Origin of the sequence: Pseudomonas baltica (genome assembly GCF_031880315.1) — a bacterium.
Taxonomy (GTDB): Bacteria; Pseudomonadota; Gammaproteobacteria; order Pseudomonadales; family Pseudomonadaceae; genus Aquipseudomonas.
In genome coordinates, this window is the sequence record NZ_CP134771.1 from 4,584,146 (window position 1) to 4,605,034 (window position 20,889).

At 61.6% G+C, this 20,889-nt stretch carries 20 protein-coding genes and 1 pseudogene; 13 read left to right on the top strand and 8 right to left on the bottom strand.

Going from position 1 to position 20,889, the window contains the following annotated elements:
* Positions 1-41: 41 nt before the first annotated feature.
* Both cfa and hemB read left to right on the top strand, forming a co-directional pair.
* On the top strand, positions 42-1,196 hold the full coding sequence (gene cfa, locus REH34_RS20540) for a cyclopropane fatty acyl phospholipid synthase (RefSeq protein ID WP_226503095.1): 1,155 nt from the start codon (positions 42-44) through the stop codon (positions 1,194-1,196).
* 18 nt (positions 1,197-1,214) lie between these two features.
* Positions 1,215-2,189 (top strand): porphobilinogen synthase, encoded by a 975-nt coding sequence (hemB, locus tag REH34_RS20545; RefSeq protein ID WP_311969000.1) that lies wholly within the window; start codon positions 1,215-1,217, stop codon positions 2,187-2,189.
* Positions 2,190-2,245: 56 nt separating this feature from the next.
* Here hemB and REH34_RS20550 read toward each other — a convergent pair whose 3' ends face one another.
* Complete coding sequence (locus REH34_RS20550) at positions 2,246-3,436, bottom strand: MFS transporter (protein ID WP_311969001.1); 1,191 nt, start codon at positions 3,434-3,436, stop codon at positions 2,246-2,248.
* Positions 3,437-3,712: 276 nt separating this feature from the next.
* Here REH34_RS20550 and REH34_RS20555 point away from each other — a divergent pair, with 276 nt between their 5' ends.
* Positions 3,713-5,833, top strand: a complete 2,121-nt coding sequence (locus REH34_RS20555) for a glycosyl hydrolase family 28-related protein (protein WP_311969002.1) — start codon at positions 3,713-3,715, stop codon at positions 5,831-5,833.
* 114 nt (positions 5,834-5,947) lie between these two features.
* Here REH34_RS20555 and REH34_RS30300 read toward each other — a convergent pair whose 3' ends face one another.
* Positions 5,948-6,502, bottom strand: a complete 555-nt coding sequence (locus REH34_RS30300; protein ID WP_409373341.1) for a methyl-accepting chemotaxis protein — start codon at positions 6,500-6,502, stop codon at positions 5,948-5,950.
* Positions 6,488-7,261, bottom strand: a pseudogene (locus tag REH34_RS30305) (PAS domain-containing protein); the annotation flags it as partial. The gene REH34_RS30300 and the pseudogene REH34_RS30305, both read right to left, overlap by 15 nt.
* A 212-nt stretch (positions 7,262-7,473) precedes the next feature.
* Here REH34_RS30305 and REH34_RS20565 point away from each other — a divergent pair.
* The 4 genes from REH34_RS20565 to REH34_RS20580 all read left to right on the top strand — a co-directional run bounded on the left by REH34_RS20565 (position 7,474) and on the right by REH34_RS20580 (position 10,438).
* Positions 7,474-8,085 (top strand): LemA family protein, encoded by a 612-nt coding sequence (locus tag REH34_RS20565; RefSeq protein ID WP_311969004.1) that lies wholly within the window; start codon positions 7,474-7,476, stop codon positions 8,083-8,085.
* Positions 8,082-8,852: a TPM domain-containing protein gene (locus tag REH34_RS20570; protein ID WP_311969005.1), complete on the top strand. Its 771-nt coding sequence runs from the start codon at positions 8,082-8,084 to the stop codon at positions 8,850-8,852. The genes REH34_RS20565 and REH34_RS20570 overlap by 4 nt, the downstream gene beginning before the upstream one ends.
* A gap of 27 nt (positions 8,853-8,879) precedes the next feature.
* Positions 8,880-9,497 carry a hypothetical protein gene (locus REH34_RS20575; RefSeq protein ID WP_311969006.1) on the top strand — a complete coding sequence of 206 codons (618 nt, stop codon included), beginning with the start codon at positions 8,880-8,882 and terminating at the stop codon, positions 9,495-9,497.
* Between the two features lie 101 nt (positions 9,498-9,598).
* Positions 9,599-10,438, top strand: coding sequence for a PhzF family phenazine biosynthesis protein (locus REH34_RS20580; protein WP_311969007.1), 840 nt, complete (start codon positions 9,599-9,601; stop codon positions 10,436-10,438).
* 310 nt (positions 10,439-10,748) lie between these two features.
* On the opposite strand, the gene REH34_RS20585 is transcribed toward REH34_RS20580, so the two are convergent.
* A complete protein-coding gene (locus tag REH34_RS20585; RefSeq protein ID WP_311969008.1) occupies positions 10,749-11,921 on the bottom strand; it encodes an aspartate aminotransferase family protein in 1,173 nt (390 codons plus the stop codon).
* A gap of 98 nt (positions 11,922-12,019) precedes the next feature.
* Between REH34_RS20585 and REH34_RS20590 the strand changes: the two genes are divergently transcribed.
* Together REH34_RS20590 and ppk2 are read left to right on the top strand one after the other, a co-directional pair.
* Positions 12,020-12,943, top strand: coding sequence for a LysR family transcriptional regulator (locus REH34_RS20590; protein ID WP_311969009.1), 924 nt, complete (start codon positions 12,020-12,022; stop codon positions 12,941-12,943).
* A 75-nt stretch (positions 12,944-13,018) separates the two neighbouring features.
* Complete coding sequence (ppk2, locus tag REH34_RS20595; RefSeq protein ID WP_409373342.1) at positions 13,019-13,912, top strand: polyphosphate kinase 2; 894 nt, start codon at positions 13,019-13,021, stop codon at positions 13,910-13,912.
* Between the two features lie 17 nt (positions 13,913-13,929).
* Here the strand turns inward: ppk2 and REH34_RS20600 are convergent, their stop codons facing one another.
* From REH34_RS20600 to REH34_RS20610, 3 genes are all read right to left on the bottom strand, one after another.
* Entirely contained in the window at positions 13,930-14,622 is a 693-nt protein-coding gene (locus tag REH34_RS20600; RefSeq protein ID WP_311969010.1) for an amino acid ABC transporter permease, read from the bottom strand.
* 3 nt (positions 14,623-14,625) lie between these two features.
* Positions 14,626-15,354, bottom strand: a complete 729-nt coding sequence (locus REH34_RS20605) for an amino acid ABC transporter permease (protein ID WP_311969011.1) — start codon at positions 15,352-15,354, stop codon at positions 14,626-14,628.
* 156 nt (positions 15,355-15,510) lie between these two features.
* Positions 15,511-16,317, bottom strand: coding sequence for an ABC transporter substrate-binding protein (locus REH34_RS20610; RefSeq protein WP_311969012.1), 807 nt, complete (start codon positions 16,315-16,317; stop codon positions 15,511-15,513).
* Between the two features lie 332 nt (positions 16,318-16,649).
* Here REH34_RS20610 and REH34_RS20615 point away from each other — a divergent pair, with 332 nt between their 5' ends.
* Genes REH34_RS20615 through REH34_RS20625 form a run of 3 tightly spaced genes read left to right on the top strand, consistent with a single transcriptional unit; the run spans position 16,650 to position 19,280 of the window.
* Positions 16,650-17,609 carry an ABC transporter substrate-binding protein gene (locus REH34_RS20615; RefSeq protein WP_311969013.1) on the top strand — a complete coding sequence of 320 codons (960 nt, stop codon included), beginning with the start codon at positions 16,650-16,652 and terminating at the stop codon, positions 17,607-17,609.
* A 7-nt stretch (positions 17,610-17,616) separates the two neighbouring features.
* Positions 17,617-18,480 carry an ABC transporter permease gene (locus tag REH34_RS20620; protein ID WP_311969014.1) on the top strand — a complete coding sequence of 288 codons (864 nt, stop codon included), beginning with the start codon at positions 17,617-17,619 and terminating at the stop codon, positions 18,478-18,480.
* Positions 18,477-19,280: an ABC transporter ATP-binding protein gene (locus REH34_RS20625; RefSeq protein ID WP_311969015.1), complete on the top strand. Its 804-nt coding sequence runs from the start codon at positions 18,477-18,479 to the stop codon at positions 19,278-19,280. The genes REH34_RS20620 and REH34_RS20625 overlap by 4 nt, the downstream gene beginning before the upstream one ends.
* Before the next feature lie 177 nt (positions 19,281-19,457).
* Here the strand turns inward: REH34_RS20625 and REH34_RS20630 are convergent, their stop codons facing one another.
* Entirely contained in the window at positions 19,458-20,258 is an 801-nt protein-coding gene (locus REH34_RS20630; RefSeq protein ID WP_311969016.1) for an alpha/beta hydrolase, read from the bottom strand.
* Positions 20,259-20,381: 123 nt separating this feature from the next.
* Here REH34_RS20630 and REH34_RS20635 point away from each other — a divergent pair, with 123 nt between their 5' ends.
* Positions 20,382-20,888, top strand: coding sequence for a MarR family transcriptional regulator (locus tag REH34_RS20635; RefSeq protein ID WP_311969017.1), 507 nt, complete (start codon positions 20,382-20,384; stop codon positions 20,886-20,888).
* The last annotated feature ends 1 nt before the right edge of the window (position 20,889 follow it).

The window sequence follows — 20,889 nt, forward strand, 5'->3', positions numbered from 1 at the left end:
TCGCGCATTACTAGATCGAATGCAAAGAACAGGGGATCGCTATGCACACCAAGCTTTCTGGTTCACCCGCTTCTTCTACCCGCAGCACCAGTGCGTTGCGGTTTACCCAAGATCTGCTGTCCAAAGCTGGCCTGAGCGTGGATGGACGCGCCCCATGGGACATGCAGATCAAGGACCCCAAAGTTCCCGAGCGCGCGCTCGCCGAGGGCAACCTCGGCCTGGGCGAGGCCTACATGAACGGCGACTGGGATGCCGAGCAACTCGATGAGTTCTTTGCGCGTCTGTTGCGCTCCGGGGTAGCGGACCTGGTCAACCCGGCGGCGCTGTTGTTCCATGCGGTGCGTGCCAAGTTGGTCAACCTGCAAAGCCGCAGCCGCGCCTTTCAGGTGGGGGAGCAGCATTACGATCTAGGCAATGACTTCTATGAAAGCATGCTCGACCCGCGCATGGCCTACACCTGCGGTTACTGGCGCGATGCCAAGGACCTGACCGAAGCGCAGAACGCCAAGCTCGACCTGATCTGTCGCAAATTGAACCTGCAACCTGGCCAGCGCGTGCTGGATATCGGCTGTGGCTGGGGCAGTTTCATGTCTTATGCAGCCGAGCACTATGGTGTCGAGTGCGTAGGTGTGACCATCTCCAAGGAGCAGTGCGACTGGGCCAAGCGTCAATACCCGGACCTGCCGCTGGAGTTTCGCCTGCAGGATTACCGTGAAGTCGACGAGCAGTTCGATCACATCGTCAGCGTCGGCATGTTCGAGCACGTCGGCCGCAAGAATCACCGCACCTACATGGAAATGGCCCATCGTTGCCTCAAGGACGACGGCCTGTTCCTGCTGCACACCATCGGCAAGAACCAGCGCAACAGCTCCACCGATCGCTGGATCGATAAATACATCTTCCCCAACGGCGACTTGCCGTCCATCGGTCAGATCGGCGATTCCATCGATGGACTGTTCGTGGCCGAAGACATGCACAACTTCGGCGCCGACTACGATAAGACACTGATGGCCTGGTGCGAGAACTTCGAAGCGGCCTGGCCACGCTTCTCGCAAGTCATGGGCGAGCGTTTCTATCGCATGTGGCGTTATTATCTGCTGTCGTGCGCCGGGGCTTTTCGAGCCCGTGATATACAGCTCTGGCAATGGGTACTGTCGAAAAAAGGCGTACTCGGCGGCTATGAGCGCGTCGTTTGATCAATCAAGGAATTCCCGATGTCCAGTTATTTCCCCGCGACACGTCCACGTCGTCTGCGGCGCAACGAGCACTTGAGGTCGATGTTCCAGGAGGCGGAGTTCAGCCTGGATGACCTGGTGCTACCGATTTTCGTCGAGGAAGGCATCGACGATTTCGTCCCGATCAAGACCATGCCCGGGGTCAATCGCATCCCCGAGTCGAAGCTGGCCAGCGAGATCGAACGCTACGCCCGCGCGGGTATCCGCTCGGTCATGACTTTCGGCGTTTCGCACCATCTCGACGAGACCGGCAGCGACACCTGGAACGACAACGGCCTGGTGGCGCGCATGTCGCGCATCATCAAGGACACCGCTCCGCAGATGGTGGTCATGTCCGATACCTGCTTCTGCGAGTACACCTCTCACGGCCACTGCGGCGTGCTGCACGGTCATGAAGTCGACAACGACGCGACGCTGATCAACCTTGGCCGCCAGGCCGTGGTGGCCGCTCAGGCGGGCGCGGATTTCATTGCGCCATCGGCGGCGATGGATGGCCAGGTGCAGGCGATCCGCGGTGCCCTGGACGCAGCGGGCTTCAGCCAGACCTCGATCATGGCCTATTCCACCAAGTTCGCCTCGGCGCTGTACGGCCCGTTCCGTGAAGCCGGTGGCACGGCACTGACCGGTGACCGCAAGACCTACCAGATGAACCCGATGAACCGCCGTGAAGCGGTGCGCGAGTCGCTGCTGGACGAGCAGGAAGGTGCCGACGCGATCATGGTCAAACCGGCCGGTGCGTATCTGGACATCATTCGCGACATCCGCGAAGCCTCACGCTTGCCCCTGGCGGCGTATCAGGTGAGTGGCGAGTACGCGATGATCAAGTTCGGCGCGCAGGCCGGTGCCATCGACGAGGCGCGCGTGATGCGCGAAAGCCTGGGCGCGATCAAGCGTGCGGGCGCGGATCTGATCTTCACCTACTTCGCCATGGACATCGCCCGCGACGGGATTTGATCCACGCAATGCCCCTGTAGGAGCGAGCTCGTTCCCACAGGGGCAGGCGAATACGCTCAGGCGGCACTCGCGCGCCGTGCATACCCCATGCTCACCATCGCCAGCACTGCTACTGCGGCGATGATCACGCTGAACACCTCACCCGCCAGGCTCAAGCCGAACGGCGCGATGCTGAATCCCAAGGCAATCACCGGCAGCGACATCGAGAAATAGAACACGATGAACAACGCCGAGGTCACCGCTGCCTTCTGCTGCGGCGGGCAGGCCGCCATCACTGCGCCCATCCCGGCTTTGAACACCATGCCCTGACCGGCACCGGACAGGCAGCCGCCCAACAGCAACAGGCCCATCTGATGGGTGTGGATGCTCGCGCCCAGCGCCAGCACGCCAGCGATCAAGCCGCAGCACCCGACGGTCATCTGCTGCTTGGGGGCGATCCATTTCAGCGCCGCCTGACCGCCGATAGAAGCGACGAAGAACAGGCAGCACACGGCGCCGATCACCAGGCCCCCTTGCTGGCCCATCAATTGGCGCATGATCGATGGCACCAGGCTGGTGACCACCCCGGCAACGCTGAAACCGGCCAGCCCGGCGATCGCTGCCGGAATGAACAACGCGCGCACCGCCGGCGTGATGCTGGGGCGCATGATCCCCAGGCGCACCTGCTCGGGCCGCTGCACCGTTTCGCGCGCCACGGCGATACCTGCCGCCGCCAGCACCAGCAGGCCCATGTGCAAACCGAAGACAAGGGTGGTCGGCCATGGCAGGTATTGCGAGGTAAACCCCGCCAGCAACGGGCCGAAGCCCAGGCCGAACATGTTGGCGGCAGTGGCCATCAAGGTCGCCTGGCTGCGCCACGCCGTGGGCGCCGACTCGACCACCGCCACGGTCGCGGTGCCGGTCATGATCCCGGCGCTGAAACCGGAAAACAACCGGCCCGCCAGCATGCCGCCGACCGAGTGGGTGGTGAGGAAGATCACCGCGCTGATCGCCGCCATCAGCAGACCCGCCAGCAACAGCGGACGGCGGCCGATCTGGTCCGACCAGCTGCCGACCAGCACTAGCGCAGCGATCACCCCGGCGGCGTACACCGAGAAGATCAGCGTCAGCCAGATGGCATCGAAGCCCAGTTGCTGCTGGTACAGCGCATAGAGGGGAGTCGGCAGGGTAGTGCCCATCATGGTGATGAAAAAGGCTACGGCTACCAGCAGAAAGTCGCGCTGTGCGTGGGGCGTTTTATCCGTCATTGGAAGGCTCTGTCTCAAGGGCTTGATTTCAGGGTGTGACCGGTGTGGTGTCGCCAAGGTTCGCACAAGGCATGGGCGAAGAGGCCCCATTGTCACAGAGAATCTTGCGCGACAGCCAGTTGGCGTTTCGTCGGGTCGCGAGTTCAAATCTGGAAAAACCTCTCAGTTCGCCCACACTGTCACATTCTCTCGCAGTCTGTTCGCCGGTCTGGCGTGTGCTGCGCAGCAGTGCACCGGTTGTCGATCAAGGAGTCACTCGCAGGTTCTGGAGAACTCATGACCACAGTGTTCAATGCCGCCGATTTCGGCGCGACAGGTAACGGTAGCAGCGACGATACCGCCGCTCTGCAAAAAGCCATCAATGCCGCCGCCGCCGCCGGGGGAGGGACCGTGCACCTCGATGCCGGCACTTATATCCTCAGCGCCACGGCCGGCAGTTGCCTGACCCTGAAAAGCAACGTCACCCTTCAAGGCGACGGTATCGGTGCCACCACGCTGAAGCTGGCCGATGGCGCCAGTGCGGCCGTCACCAGCCTGATCAAGGCCGGCAACAGCAGCCACGATGTCGGGGCGAGCCGGTTGACCCTGGATGGCAACACCGCGCATACCGCCGCTGTCGCCACAGGCTGGCTCAACGGCAGCGCTACCCAGGTGCAGTTGGACAGCATCGAGGCGCAGAACTTCGGCGGCGCCGGCCTCGATCTGCAGGGCAAGAACAGCCAGGTCACCCTCAGCCACAGCAGCGTGCACAACAACGCCGGTGATGGCCTGGTGGCCGATTACCTCAGCAACAGCACCTTCAGCCACAACAGCGCCTATGCCAATGGCGGCAATGGCTACAACCTGGGCGGCGACGTACGCCTGATCGACAGTGACGCCTACCGCAACGGCGGCAGCGGCGTGTTCCTGCAAGAGGGCACCAGCGGCGCTCGCAGTGCGCTGTCAGTCGAAGGCGGGGTGATCTATGGCAACCATGCCGATGGCGTGACCGTCAGCGCGGCGGAACTGTTCTCCATCAGCGGCGCCGATATCCATGACAACGGCGATGCGGGCGTGTCCCTGGAAGCCAGTTCGTTCGGCGACGTGTCCTACAACCACATCTACGATAACGCCCAGAATGGCAGCTCGGCCGAAGTGCAGATTCTAGGCGCAGCCAGCGGTGTCACTGGCAAATCGGCGACGCCGGCGTCCGAGTTCAACACCGTCGGTACCAACATCATCACCGGCGGTGAGCACTCCACCTATGGCGTGCTCGAAGCCCAGGGCGCTGGCGACTACAATTTCGTCAATCAGAACATCATCAGCAACATGATCGAGGGTGGCGCCCAGGTGTACGGCGAGCACAGCGACTCGGCGAAGAACCCCTCGCAGATCTTCACCTTCGGTACCAGCGACGGCAACGCCATTACCGGCGGCATCACCCGCGACACCATGTTCGGCCAGGCTGGCAATGACGTGCTCAGCGGTGGCGCCAACGACGACACCCTGGTCGGCGGTGGCGGGGTCGACACGCTCTCCGGGGGCACTGGCAATGATATCTTCCGTTTCACCTCACTGGAGGACAGTTACCGCACGGCGAGCAAATCCTTCGCGGATCGCATCACCGATTTCGATGCCGCCCACGACAAACTCGACCTGGCCGACATCAATATCAGCGGCCTGGGTGACGGTCAGAACGGCACCCTGTACCTGTCGTACAACGCTGCCAAGGACGTCACCTACCTGAAGAGCTTCGAGGAGGACGCGCAGGGCAATCGCTTCGAGCTGGTGCTCAAGGGTGATTACCGTGGCAGCCTGACCGATGACAACTTCCAGCATGAGATCAGCGGGACCTCGGGCCGCGACGTTCTCACCGGTACGGCCGGCGCCGAGACCTTGCTGGGCAATGCCGGCAAGGACGTGCTCGATGGCGCTGCAGGGGACGATCGGCTCAACGGCGGCGCAGGCGCCGATGTGCTCACCGGTGGCGCGGGTGCCGACACTTTCGTGTTCACCAATGTGCACGACAGCAGCCGTTCTGACGGTGCGGGGGGCACGGCGCTGCGCGACACCATCACCGACTTCAACGAACAGGACAACGACCTGATCGACGTCTCGGCGCTGGGGTTCAGTGGTCTGGGCAATGGTTACAACGGCACCCTCAAGGTGGTGCTCAGTGCGGCGGGGGACAAGACTGCGCTCAAGTCACTCGAGCCGTCGGGCCCTGATGGCCAGCATTTCGAGATATTGCTCAGTGGTAACCACCTCAATGATCTGACGATGAACAACGTCATCTTTTCCAACCAGAGCAGTTCGGTGGTGACCTCCGAGCCTTACCAGAGCCCTGGATTGGACGATGGCACGGTGGCGCCGATCACGGTGATCGGCGTGGCCGGTCATCAAGAGGCACTCAGTTGACGCGGCGCTGATGCTGCTGGCCTCTTCGCGAGCACGCTTGCTCCTGCGGTCTTGCACCTGGAGCAAAGCGTGCTCGCGAAAGGGCCCTCGACAGCACTATCAATCCGCCGGTAATCAGCGCAACTGACTGGCAAACTGCCCCACCGCACTGACCACCCGCTTGGCGCCATCCTGTATCTCGACGATCACGTCACCCGCCTGGTTGGCCAGGTTCAAGCCTTGCTCAGCCTGGGTGCGGCTGTTGGCCATGCCGCGCACGGCTTCCTCGGCCAGCTTCTGGTTCTGTTGCACCACCGTGATGATCTCTTCCGTGGCCGTGCTGGTGCGCCCGGCCAGTTGCCGCACTTCATCGGCCACCACGGCAAAACCGCGGCCCTGTTCGCCCGCGCGCGCCGCCTCGATCGCCGCGTTGAGGGCCAGCAGGTTGGTCTGCTGGGCGATGCCGCCGATGGTCTGCACGATCGAGCTGATCAGCAGCGACTGCTTGCCCAGCGCCTCGATGCCCTGGGAGGCAGACTCCATCTCGTCGGCGATCTTGTGCATGGTATTGACGGTTTCCTGGACCACGCTGGCACCGCGCTGGGCACTCACATCGGTCTGCTGCGAGGTACTGAACGCGATGCTGGCCGCCTCGTTGACCTCATGCTCGCGGTTGACCTGATCGGTCACCAGGGTCGCGAACTTGACCACTTTGTAGAGCTTGTCGCTGGTGTCGTGCACCGGGTTGTAAGAGGCTTCGAGCCATACCGTACGGCCGCTGGCGTCGACGCGCTTGAAACGATCGGCAATAAAAGTGCCGCGGTTGAGCGTGGCCCAGAATTCGCGGTATTCAGCCGAGTTGGCTTCTTGCGGATCGCAGAACATGCTGTGGTGCTTGCCTTTGATCTGCTCAAGGCGATAACCCATGGCCTGCAGGAAGCGATCGTTGGCGGTCAGTACCTCGCCTTGCAGGTTGAACTCGATGACGGCGGTAGAACGCAGCAGGGCATTGATCAGCCCTTCGTTTTCCTTGGCGATGACCACCGTGGTGGTCACGTCGGTGGCCACGCAGTCGACGCGAAAGACATTACCCTGCTCATCCTTGAGCGGATTCCAGAACGCCCGCAGCCAAGCCTCGGAGCCATCGGCGCGCAGCAGCCGGTAGAGATCGCCGATGGAGTTGCCGCGAGCGACCGCCGCCTTGAGGTTGCGGTAGCAATCGAGTTTCTTGACGTAATCCGGAACGATCTCGTCCAGCGGGCGTCCCAGCAATGCCGACTCGGTGTGCTGCATGGCCTGGGTGAATTTCTGGTTGATATGGGTGATGCGAAACTGCGAGTCGATACTGAGCGCGATCATCTCCTGGTCCATCGCTTCTTGCACCTGCCGCAGCAGGCTGACCTCGGCGCGCAACGCCGCCAACTCCTGTTTGGAACGAGTATTGAACATGGCGATACCAGATGTAGGAAACAGTTAATAAGGTTTATCGACGCGATCCAGCGTTTTTTGATTTACCAGACAGTTTTCCCGATTGACGGGTACTGGCTCATTGCCCATACCCGCTATTGAGCTTAGCAGTGGTTTTGCCAGTGCAACGGCTAGTCTTCAACAGAACCGCCCAATGGCTTGGCCACCTATCTCGCAAGGAACGACACGTCATCATGGACACCATCGCAAACACCCTGTCTCGCACCCGGCTGCTGGCACTGCTGGTCATCACCAGCTTGCTGAGCGGCTGTGGCATCAACAACATTCCCCAGTACGACGAGCAGGTCAAAGCGGCCTGGGCGCAGGTCGAAAACCAGTACCAGCGACGTGCCGACCTCATCCCCAATCTGGTGGAAACCGTCAAGGGCTATGCCAAGCAGGAGCAGGACACCTTGACCAAGGTGATCGAGGCGCGGGCCAAGGCGACGTCGATCCAGATCGATGCGAGCACCATCAACGATCCGGCCAAGGTGCAGCAATTCGACCAGGCTCAGCAGCAACTCAGTGGTGCACTGAGCCGCTTGATGGTGGTGTCCGAGCGCTATCCAGACCTCAAGTCCAACCAGAACTTCCTGGCGTTGCAATCGCAGCTCGAGGGCACCGAAAACCGTATCGCGGTGGCGCGGCGTGACTTCATCGCTGCCGTCGAGAAGTACAACACCGAAATCCGTACCTTCCCCGGCAAGCTCTGGCAGATGACGATGTACCGCGACATGCAGGTACGCGAGAACTTCAAGGCCACCGCCGCCAATGCCAACGAAGCGCCTGCCGTGAAGTTTCAATGAGGCCATCGCTGGCGAGGCTGTGCCTGACGCTGATGCTGTGGGGCTTGGTGAATATCGCCCAGGCCCTGACCTTTCCGACCCTGAGCGGGCGGGTAGTGGATCAGGCCGGCATGCTCGATGCTGGGGCGCGGACGCAGATCAGCCAGATGCTCGAGGCTCATGAACAGGCCAGCGGTGAGCAACTGGTGGTGGTCACGGTGCCGGACCTGCAAGGCAGCACCATCGAGGATTACGGCTACCAGCTCGGGCGCGCCTGGGGCATAGGCCAGAAGGGCAAGGACAATGGCGCGCTGCTGCTGGTGGCCAAGGACGAACGGCGGGTGCGTATCGAGGTGGGATACGGCCTTGAAGGTCGGCTCACCGACGCGCAGTCCTCGATCATCATCAACAGCGTCATGTTGCCGGCCTTCAAACAAGGCAATTTCAGCGCCGGCATTCAGGCAGGCGCGGCCGCCATGTTGCAGGTACTCGGGGGCGATCCTCTGGCGCAGCCGCAGCAGCGTGCGGCCAGTGAACACGGCCGCGAGCAATTGCCGTGGCCGCTATTTCTGTTCCTCATCGTGGTCGTGGTGCTGGTTGTGCGCGGTGGTGGAGGCGGTGGCCGTGGAGGTGGCGGTCGCTCGGTGCTGAACGGCGCGATACTGGGCAGTGTGCTGGGCGGCGGTGGTTCCTCGGGCGGCGGCTTCGGCGCAGGTGGTGGCGGCGGCGGTGGTTTTGGTGGGGGCGGCGGCAGCTTCGGCGGCGGTGGAGCTTCCGGTGGCTGGTAAACGAAGGACAACGAGTCTGACCCCAACATGACCCTGCTCAACGAACATGCGCAACAACAGGTCGCCGCCGCTATCGCCAAGGTCGAGCGCGAGAGCGACGCCGAACTGGTCACCGTGCTGGCGCCGCGAGCGGACGATTACGCTTACATTCCGCTGCTCTGGGCGGGCCTGATTGCGCTCCTGGTGCCTGGTATCGTCAACTACTACCCGGCCTGGCTCAGCGCTCACCAGTTGCTGTTGGTGCAATGGCTGACCTTTATCGTGATCGGCCTGGTATTTCGTTTGCCGGTGATCACCACGCGCCTGATCCCCCGACGAGTGCGGCACTGGCGGGCGGCCAACCTGGCGCGGCGCCAATTTCTCGAACGCAAGCTGCACCATACGGTGGGCGGCACCGGGGTGTTGATCTTCGTCTGCGAGGCCGAGCGCTACGTAGAGATACTGGTGGACCATGGGATTTCCCAGCGCATTGGCGATGACACCTGGGAGGCGATCGTCGCCGACTTCACCCAGGCGGTCGGCCGTGGCCAGACGCTGCAGGGATTCCTGACCTGCATCGAGGCCTGCGGCGAGCACCTCAAGCGCCACGTGCCATTGACCCAGGCGCGTAACGAGTTGCCGGATCGCCTGATCATCCTCGACTGACCGCAGCGCTCGCGCCCGACCGAGCCTGGAAAAATGCCTTTGCAGGCTCGCATCGGCTGCGGCACAGTGCAGTCTTTTCCCCTGGCACGAGGCCTTCTGCGGTGCGCACTTATCCCTTCAAACAGGTCGACGTCTTCAGTACCCAGCCGCTCAAAGGCAATCCGCTGGCGGTAGTGCTTGGCGCCGATGAGCTGGACGCCACCCGCATGGCGGCGTTCGGCAACTGGACCAACCTCAGCGAAACCACCTTCCTGCTCCAGCCCCAGGACCCGCGGGCAGACTACCGGGTACGGATCTTCACCACCTCGCGCGAGCTGCCGTTCGCCGGCCATCCGACCTTGGGCAGCTGTCACGCCTGGCTGCAGGCCGGCGGCCAGCCCAAGGGTGAAGAGATCATTCAAGAGTGCGGTATCGGCCTGGTGCGGATTCGGCGCCAGGGCACGCAGCTGGCCTTTATCGCACCGCCATTATTGCGGGCCGGCCCGGTCGAGGCCGAGGTACTGGAGCGCGTACGCCAGGCGCTGGATTTGCGCCCTGAAGAAATCCTCGACGCGCAGTGGGTGCAAAACGGCGTGCCATGGATGGCGCTGATGCTGCCGAGCCGGGCGCGGGTGTTGAGTTTGCAGCCCGACTACGCGCGGTTGACCGGTCTGGATGTAGGGGTGGTGGCGCCGTGGCAGGCCGAAGATGGCGATGAAGCGCAGTTCGAAGTGCGCGCCTTTATCGGCGGTGACGGTGTGCCCGAAGACCCGGCCACCGGTAGCCTCAACGCCGGTATCGCACGCTGGTTGCTGAGCACCGGCCAGGCCCCTGCGCGCTATGTCGCCAGTCAGGGCACTGCACTGGGTCGCTCGGGCCGGATCAGTGTCGAGCGAGTGGGCGATGACATCTGGATCGGCGGTGCGGTGGTGACCTGCATCGAGGGGCAAGTCACGCTTTAAGCTGATATCTGCGGTGCAGCTGATGGCCTCTTCGCGGGCAAGCCTTGCTCCCACAGGTGGACAAATCAACTCTGTGGGTAAGCCTTGCTCCCACAGGTGTACAAATCAACTCTGTGGGCAAGCCTTGCTCCCACAGGTGTACAAATCAACTCTGTGGGCAAGCCTTGCTCCCACAGGTGTACAAATCAACTCTGTGGGCAAGCCTTGCTCCCACAGGTGTACAAATCAACTCTGTGGGCAACCCTTGCTCCCACGAGGGTACGAGTCAACTCTGTGGGAGCAAGGCTTGCCCGCGAAGAGGCCTCCAGCCTCAACCGAGAAGCAACTGCTCGAGCCTGCCAACGATCATGTCCACTTCCAGATCGCTGACCGTCAGAGGCGGCAGCAAGCGCACGGTCTTGCCCCGCGTCACATTGATCAGCAGCCCTTGCTCCTGCGCAGCCCTGAGCGCCAGATCCCGCACCGGCTCGCGCAACTCGATCCCGACCATCAGCCCCAGGCCACGAATTTCCAGGACATTGGCGTTATCGGCCAGCGCCTCGCGCAGTCCCTTGAGCAACCGATGGCCCTGACGCGCGGCGTTAGCCAGCAACCCCTCGTCCCGGACAATCTCCAGCACCGTACAGGCCACCCGGCACGCCAACGGATTACCGCCAAAGGTGCTGCCGTGGCTGCCCGGGGTGAATAGGTCGGCGATCCGCTGCCGAGCCAGGCAGGCGCCGATCGGGATGCCGTTGCCCAGCGCCTTGGCCAGGGTCAGCACATCGGGGACGATGCCCGCATGCTGGAAGGCGAACCAGTGCCCGGTACGGCCGATGCCGGTCTGGATTTCGTCGAGCATCAACAGCCAGCGTTGGCTGTCGCACTGAGCGCGCAACGCCTGGAGGTAGCCCGCAGGCGCGGTTTGCACGCCGCTCTCGCCTTGTACGGGTTCGAGCAATACGGCACAGATGCGTTCGGCGTAAGTCCGCGTCAGCGCCTGTAGCGCGGCGATATCACCAAAGGGCACCCGCAGGAAATTACCCGGCAACGGCTGAAAACCGCTGCGTGATGCCGCGCAATCGCTGGCCGCCAAGGTGCCCAGAGTGCGGCCATGAAACGCGTTGTCCATGACCACGATCAAGGGCGCCTCGATGCCCTTGGCCCAGCCGTACAAGCGGGCCAGCTTGAGCGCGGTCTCGTTGGCCTCTGCGCCGGAGTTGTTGAAAAACGCCGCGTCGAGGCCCGACAGCGTGGTCAGTTTGGCGGCCAGCCGTTGCTGCCAATCGATGCCGTACAGGTTGGAGGTATGGAGCAGCAATCCGGCTTGCTCGGTGATCGCCGCGACGATGCGAGGATGACAGTGGCCGACGTTGGTCACTGCCACCCCGGCCACCGCGTCCAGGTATTCGCGACCATGCTGATCCCACACACGGGTGCCCAGGCCGCGCTGAAATTTCAGGGGCAGGGGTTTGTAGGTGTTCATCAGGCTGGCAGCGGTCACGGTCTGGATCTCCTTGGATTGGTTTTTGCCAGTATCTTTAACCACTCAATAGGGATAAATACGTCTATCCTGAGATGACTTTAAAGCAGGGGTTGATAATGGATTTGTTCCAGGCCATGGGTGTATACGTCAAAGTGGTCGAAACCGGCAGCATGACTGCCGCCGCGCAAGCCTGCGGGCTGTCCACCACCATGGTCGGTAATCACCTGCGTGCGCTTGAGCAACGCCTGGGCGTCAGCTTGCTCAAGCGCACCACTCGTCGCCAGAGCCTCACCGAGTTCGGCGCCACCTACTACCAGCGTTGCAAGGACGTGCTGGGGCTGGTCGACGATTCCGAGCAACTGGCCGAGCAGGCGCAGGACGACGCCCGTGGCGTGTTGCGCCTGACCGCTCCTGCCGCGTTCGGGGCCGAACGCCTGGCGCCAGCGCTGGCAGAATTCAGCCTGCTGTACCCGCTGGTGCAGTTGGAAGTGGTGTTGACCAACCAGATCATCGACCCGATCGAACAGAACTTCGACGCCGCCATTCGCTTGGGCGTGATCGAATCCTCCGGGCTGATTGCCCGTCCGTTGCAGGATTACACCCTCAATATCTGCGCCGCGCCCGAATACCTGCAACGTCGCGGCATCCCCGCCGACCCTGAGCAATTGCGCGAGCACGACTGCCTGGCGTTTTCCTACCCGGCTGGAGACGATTGGCAATCGGTGGCCAAGCAGTGGCGGCTCACCGGCCCGCAAGGCGAGGTGGTCGTCCCGGTGTCCGGCCCCATGGCCATCAACAGCTCTCCAGGCCTGCGTCAGGCCGCCCTGGCCGGTATGGGCATCGTCATGCTGCCCGACGTGGTCGTCGGCCAGGACATCGCAGAAGGCAAACTCATCGCCCTGCTCAACGACTATCCACCGCCGAGCCGGCCGATGCACCTGGTCTACACCCAGGACCGTTATCGGTTGCCCAAGCTGCGGCGGTTCGTGGATTTTGTGATGGCGCGATGGGGGCGTACTCAGGGCTTCACTGCCCCGTAACAAAATGTCTCTAAGCTGCGAGCCTCATCCGTCAGCCACGGGGCTCTCAGCATGCAAGCGACGACCGAAATTCTGATGCAGCGCATTCACCGCGAGTTGCTCGACCACAGCGACGAGGAGCTGGAACTGGAACTGATGGAGGACGGCGAGGGGCTGGATGAGCTCTTTGATCACCACACCCCCGAGAGCCCGGAGAAGGCCGCGCGGCGCTTCTATTTTCAGGAGCTGTTCCGCCTGCAGGGCGAGTTGGTGAAGCTGCAGAGCTGGGTGGTCAAGACCGGCCACAAGGTGGTGATCCTGTTTGAAGGGCGAGATGCGGCGGGCAAGGGCGGGGTCATCAAGCGCATCACTCAGCGGCTCAACCCGCGGGTCTGCCGGGTGGCGGCACTACCGGCACCGAACGATCGCGAGCGTACCCAATGGTATTTCCAACGCTACGTTTCGCACTTGCCGGCAGCCGGTGAAATCGTGCTGTTCGACCGCAGTTGGTACAACCGCGCGGGCGTCGAAAAGGTCATGGGCTTTTGCAACGACGACCAGTACGAGGAGTTTTTCCGCACGGTGCCGGAGTTCGAACGAATGCTGGCAAGCTCCGGCATCCAGCTGATCAAGTACTGGTTTTCGATCTCCGACCAGGAGCAGCATCTGCGCTTTTTGAGCCGTATCCACGACCCGCTCAAACAATGGAAGCTGAGCCCGATGGACCTGGAATCGCGTCGGCGCTGGGAGGCCTACACCAAGGCCAAGGAAGTCATGCTCACCCGCACCCACATCGCCGAAGCGCCGTGGTGGGTGGTGCAGGCGGATGACAAGAAAAAGGCTCGGCTCAACTGCATCAATCATTTGCTGGCGCAGATGCCGTACGAAGAGGTCGAAACGCCGCGTATCGAATTGCCGCAACGGGAGCGGCAAGAGGATTACACCCGCACGCCGACGCCGCCGGAGTTGTTTGTGCCGTTGGTGTATTGAGGGCGCCGCGATCCCGATCAGCTCTTTTGTACTCGGGCCGATGCGTTGCGTGTCAGCAGATTGGCTAGCACCGAGAGGCCCGAGCAGAAGATGAAATACACCAGACCCACGAACAGGAAAATCTCTGTGGGATGCACCATCACCCGATTGCTCACCTGAGTGGCCACGAACGACAGCTCGCCGACGCCGATCACATAGCCCAGGGAGGTGTCCTTGATCAGCGAGACCCACTGGTTCAAAAACGAGGGCAGCATGATCGGTAATGCCTGGGGCAGTATCACTGAGGTCAGTATCTGGCTATTTCTCATGCCCAGCGCCTTGGCGGCGGCCCACTGTCCGCTGGGCAGGCTCATGATCCCGGCATATACCGAGTGAGCCAGGTAGGCGCCGCCGATCAGCGACAAGGCGCAGACCACCGTCGCGAGTGCGGGCACATCGACATGGAAGACGATGGGCAGCAGGAAGTAGCTCCAAAAGATCAGCATCAGCACCGGGATCGCCCGGAAAAAGCCCAGAAACGCTATCAGTGCCCAACGTGCGCGGCCCTTGATCACCACCATGGCGATGCCCAGAGCCAGGCCAATGATCGCCGAGGCGATCCCCGAGCACAGGCTCAGCACCAGGGTCAGGGCGGCGCCGCCCAGCGGGCCGTCGGGATAGGCGCCAATCAGCAGGTAACTCAGGTTGTCGCGGATAACCGAAAAATCCATGGCTCAGGCGGCCTTCTGACGATAGGCGGCGCTGCGCTGAATCAACACACCGACCACTTCGATCACGGCGATGGCGGCGAGGTACAGCAACGTTGCGAAGCCGAACGCCTGGAAGGTCTTGAAGGTTTCGGTCTCGACCTGACGCGAGGCGTAAGACAGCTCGGCCAGGCCGATGGCCATCGCCAGGGACGAATTCTTCAGGGCGTTCATGTACTGCCCCAGCAACGGCGGCAGGGCGGTGCGCAGTGCCTGTGGCAGGATCACCGAGCGCCACACTTGCCCAGGCGTGAGCCCTAGCGCCAGGCCGGCGGCCCGTTGTTCCTTGCGTACCGAGGCGATGCCGGCGCGCAACTCTTCGGCAATAAAGGCGCTGGTGTACAGCGTCAGGCCCCAGAAGCCGGCAATGACTTCGAACGACGGCCATTCCAGCAGCCAGCCGCCGAGGCGCCATTCATGAGGGAAGTTGATCCAGGCAACGAAGTCTTCCGGCAACAGTGCCGAGACCCCGAAGTACCAGAAGAACAGTTGCACCAGCAACGGGGTGTTACGAAACAGCCCCAGGTACGCGATCGCCAGCCCGCGCAATGAGCGTGATAGCGATACCCGCCCCAGGCACACGACAAAGCCCAGCGCGGTCGCAGCAAGGCAGACCACCACGCTGAGCACCAGGGAGAGTTTGAAACCATCGAGCAATAGGTACAGGTATTGCGGTGCGAGCAATTCGCCGAACATAGCGGGGAGTCCGTTGGAAATCTGTTAGCGGCGCCTTTGGATTTGCGTTGCTGCACCGCGCACTTTTGCGAGCACGCTTTGCACCCACAGGTGGACGCCTGTGGGTACAGGTTGCGCGTTTGGCCGCGACGAGGCCATCAGCAGCGCTACAACCCCCTAGCCCTTGTCGCCAATCTTGTACAAGCGCGCCAGCGGCGTCTTGGTGTCGGGGCCGAACCAGGTGTCGTAGATTTTCTGCGCCTGGCCGCTGGCCTCGAGCTCGGTCAGGGTCTTGTTGACGAAGTCGGTGAGGGCCGTTTCGCCCTTGGGCAGCCCGACACCGATCAGGTCGTTGGAAATGGTGAAGGGCGGGACTTCGTATTTATCCTTGTCGGGCACGTTGGCCAGCAGGCCGATCAGTTTGGGGCCGTCCTGCGTGATAGCCTGCACGTTGCCATTGCGCAGTGCAGTAAAGGCAAATGGCGTATCGTCGTAGGCCACTACCTTGGCACCCGGGTATTTGGCCCGCAGCACGCCTTCGTTGACCGTGCCTTTGTCGACGCCGACCTTCCATTTGTTCAAGTCGTCCGGGTTCTTCAAGGTGCCTTTCTTGACGATGAACTGCTGTCCGGAAGCGAAGTAAGGAATACTGAAGTTCACCTGCTCGGCGCGTTCCGGGGTGATGGTGAAGTTGGCCAGCACCAGGTCGACCTTGTTGGACACCAACAGCGGCACGCGGTTGGCCGGGTTGGTCGGTTGAACCTCGAGCTTTACCCCCAGTTTGTCGGCAATGGCCTTGGCGTAATCCACATCCAGGCCTTCGATCTGTTTGCTTTTGGCATCGACGAATCCAAACGGCGGATTACCGTCGAAAGAAGCGACCCGTAATACGCCGGATTTCTTGATGTCTTCCAGGCGATCGGCGTGTGCCAGGGTTGAAAGTACGGCGAAGGCGATGGCAGTAATGGCAGTGAGTTTTTTCATAAGGCGTCAAGTCCCTGAGCGCTGGAAATTATTTAAGAAGCGGGCGCTGGCTTATAGGGATAAAGGGATTGGACCCTCGGGTTAGCGCCTCTGCGGGGTGGATCGTTGCAGGTGTTCAAGGGGCAGGGAAATAAGTAATAACGCTAACTTATGCAAATTAGGTCTAGAATTTTTTATTCGTTTTCGGAATAACAAGCGGAATTTTTAGTATTTTAAGTGCCGTTTCCAGCTGGCTATAGTCTGCGGCCAATCAATAACGGAGCCGTACCATGGGTCGCGGATGGAAGAAACTAATCGTCGGTTTGAGCCTTGTAACATCAGTGGTTTTCTCCATGGCTTCGTTTGCCGAAACTGCACCTGACGAAGTTCGCTTCGCTTGGGCGGGTGGCCCGCGTACCTGGGTGCTGGGCAAGATCGACAAGTCATTCGATAAAGCCTTTGGTGCTCCGGTCAAATGGATTGCCTTTGCCTCTGGCTCCGATGTACTGAGCCTGTTCGCCGCCAATGAAATCGACATCGCGCGCTTCGGTTCCAGTCCCGCGGCTGCCGGTATCGCCCGTAATCTGCCGATCGAAGTGATTGGCGCACCTGAAATCATCGCCACGTCCGAGCGCCTGATCGCCCGCAAAGGCATCAACAACCTTAAAGATCTGGAAGGCAAGACCGTTGCCTATCCGGCAAACTCAACCGCGCAATATGCCTTTGAAGCCGCCATCAAGCTCAATCACGTCGATCGCAGCAAGATCAAGGCGCTGACCCTCAAACCCGCAGAAATCGTCGCCGCCTGGCAGCGTGGCGATATCGATGCGGCGTATGTATGGGGGCCATTCACCCAGCAGTTGGAAGCCGCCGGTGGCACACAGATCTTCGCCACCCAGGACCTGGCCAAACAGGGCGTGCTGATTTTCAACAACCTGGTGGTGCGCAAGGCTTTCGCAGATGCACACCCCGAGCTGGTGGTGAAATTCCTTCAGGTGTTCCAGGACAAGGTCGATCAGTACAAGAAAGACCCTGAAGGTTCGGCCAAGTTGATTGCCGAGCATCTCGATATCCCGTTCGCCACTGCACGCGATACTTTGGCAGGCGTGAAGTACCCCTCGATCGACGAGCAGCTGACGACCGCCTACCTGGGCAACAGCCAGACCAAGGCTGACTCGCAGATTGCCAAGGCCTACAAGGACACGGCCAATTTCCTCGTCGATATCGACGAGTTGCGTAAACGTGATGTGCCTGAGTCCTACGCGCCGCATATCAACACCACGTTCCTGGAACGTGCCGCCGCAGCCAAGTGAGTTTTCCATGTCCTTGATAAATGCAAAGGGGGTCGCTGCGGCGAGACCCGATGCTGCGCATAACCCCTCTGCACGATCGGGCGGCCTGGCGGCCTGGTTGCAACAGTGGAAATTGCGTCTGATCAGCATCGCCGCCGTCGCTTTGGTGCTAGGGATCTGGCAACTGTCCAGCACCCTGGAGTGGGTCAATCCGACCCTGCTGCCGCCTGTGACGGAAGTGGCGACCACCGCCCTCGAACTGGTAGCCAAAGGTTACCGCCAGACACCGTTGTGGCAGCATTGGCTGATCAGCACAGCGCGCGCCTGCGCGGCGTTTGCCGCCGCCATTATTGTCGGTGTGCCGCTGGGCCTGGCGATGGGTCGCAACCCCTACGTGAATGCCGCGCTCAATCCTTTCGTGCAGTTCCTGCGGCCATTGCCGAAAATCGCTCTGGTGCCGCTGGTCATCCTGTGGCTGGGCATTGGCGAAGGTGGCAAGTTTTTCCTGATTTTCATCGCCACGGTGCTGAGCATCGTCGTCAGCGCGGCGGCGGCGGTACAAGGCGTCAGTGAGGCACGGATTCGCGCCGCACAGACGCTGGGCGCCAGCCGACGCAAGCAGTTTACCCATGTGATTCTGCCCAACGCCTTGCCGGAGATCATGACCGGTATCCGCCTCTCGGTGGGCGTCGGCTGGACCTCGCTGATCGCCGCCGAAATGGTTGCCGCCGACTCGGGCCTCGGCTGGATGGTCATCAATGCCGGCACCTACCTGCGCACCGATGTGGTCATGCTGGGCATCCTCATGCTTGGCCTGACCGGGGTGCTGTTCGATCTGGTCATCGTTACCTTGCAACGTCGATTCGCCCCCTGGGCCGGGAAGGATGTATGAGCACTCAGCACCGCATCAGCCTCACTTCGGTGAGCAAGCGTTTTGCCAGTCCTGGCCACGGCAAGCCTGATACCGAAGTATTGCGCAACGTTTCCTTATCCCTGGCCGATGGCGAGTTCGTCTGCCTGCTGGGGCCTTCAGGCTGCGGCAAGTCGACCATCCTCAACATGGTCGCCGGCTTTGAACACGCCGACAGCGGCGCCGTGCTGCTGGATGGCAAGCCCATCACGCAACCCGGCCCGGAACGCGGCGTGGTGTTCCAGCAGCCGACGTTGTTCCCCTGGCTGAACGTGCAGGAGAACATCGCCTTCGGCCCGCGGATTACCGATCAGCCCAAGGCCGCCTACCAGCAACAGGTCAACCACTACCTGGAGCAGGTGGGCCTCGCCGAGTTCGCCGATCACTACCCCTGGCAACTGTCCGGCGGCATGCGCCAGCGCGCGGCGTTGGCCCGTGCCTGGCTGCCGAATCCGGAAATCCTCTTGATGGATGAGCCCTTCGGCGCGCTCGATGCACAAACCCGCCTGGAAATGCAGGAGCTGCTGGTGTCGATCTGGGAGCGCACGCGCACGACCATTCTGTTCGTGACCCACGATATCGATGAAGCGCTGTTTCTGGCAGATCGGATATTGGTGATGTCGGCGCGGCCGGGGGTGATCAGCGAAGAGTTGAAGGTCCCGTTCGAACGGCCGAGAACACCGGAGGATCTGGTGGCCGATCCGGTGTATGGCGGGTTGAAACGGGACATTTTGCACGTGTTGCGCCAGGAGGCGGGGAAGCGCGTGGCGGCGGGGCATTGAGCCGCCGCGTGATAGGTGAAGGCGGCCGGGTATCAGCATGCGACCCCCCTAGCGATTCAGCTTTTGGAGCGGTCACATTTTGGCGGTTTTCACTGCCTCCCTGAATGTCCTGCATCAGCTCGACCGTGCAGATGATACCCAAACGCACCCACTACAGGATTGCCAAGCCCGGGCGCATCACCTGGCCCGCAGGAACTCAGTGATACGGCGGTTGAACTCAGCGGCGCAAGACAAGTTGAACACGTGGCCGCTACCCGGCACCACGGCCAGCTCGGCTGAGTTGATGGCGTCGCTGATCTCCTGTGCTTCGCCCAAAGGGCTCATGGCGTCGTTTTCACCCGCCAGCACCAAGGTCGGCGCGGTGATCTGGTCAAGTCGCTGGGTGATGTCGTAGAACTTCATCCCTTCGCACCAGTGGATATGATTGCGTGGCGCTTGCATGGCAGCTTGCGCGTGCCACGCCTGATACCATGCCAGCCCCGCTGGCGAATCCGCGAAGGCTTGGCCGACCAGATCCACCCAGCTCGACTTGAACCGTTTGACACACCCTTCAGGCTGGGAGATTGCCTCGATCCAGGTGTTGAGCATCTTTTGCCGAGGCAGCGTGGCCATCGACCTGAACGTAGCGGCGACAATCAGTTTATCGACTGCCTGGGGGTAGTCTGCAGCGATCTCGAGGGCAACCATGCCGCCCAGTGACAGCCCTATGAAAGCGGCGCTCTCAAGCCCCAGAAATTGCAGGAGTGCCACCATTGCCTTGGCTTGCTCACGTGCGGTCAGCACCCGCTTGACCGGCCCGGATGCACCGTGGCCCAGCAAGTCAGGGACAATCACTCTGTGACCCAGGCGCATCAGTTCGACCACTTGCGGCGTCCAGGCCCGGCCGGTATTGCTCAGGCCATGCAGTAGCAGTATCGGTGTGCCTGCACCTGCATCGAAGTAGTAGTAACGGTCGCCATCGTGCTCGAAAAATGTCATGGGTGTTTCCTTGTGGAGCGGCGTTCGGCGGTAATGTAACTTAACGTTAAGGTATCTGAAAGGCGCAATGGTCCGAACGGCCTGTGAGGCCTCGGTGCGTCCTTTGAGGACAATGGAGTGGTAATGAAAGATCACGTTGATTTTGTGGTGGGCCAGTGGGCGCAGGTGATGCCAAGCGTCGACGCCTCCTCGATGGAGATTTTTGGGCGGATGGCGCGAGTGGAAAAACACCTTGAGCGTGTGCGATCACTCGCCTTGGCGCCATTCGGGTTCAAGGAAGGCGAGTTCGACGTCCTCGCCACACTGCGCCGCTCCGGAGCCCCTTACCGACTCACGCCCACCGAGCTCTATCGCTCGCTGTTGATCACCTCCGGGGCGATGACCAACCGGCTGGTCAGGCTTGAAAGCGCCGGTATGGTCGAGCGCATCAGCGATGAACGGGACCGACGCAGTGTGCAGATAGCGCTCACTGGCCTGGGCAAGGCGCTGATCGACGAGGCTGTCGTAACCCATACCGAGGTACAGAATAGTGTGCTCGCGCCACTGTCGGCCGAGCAGCGCATCACACTCGCGGGGCTGCTCAAGCTAGTACTGTCGAATCTGCCAGGTGAAAGTGCTCCAGTAGAATGAT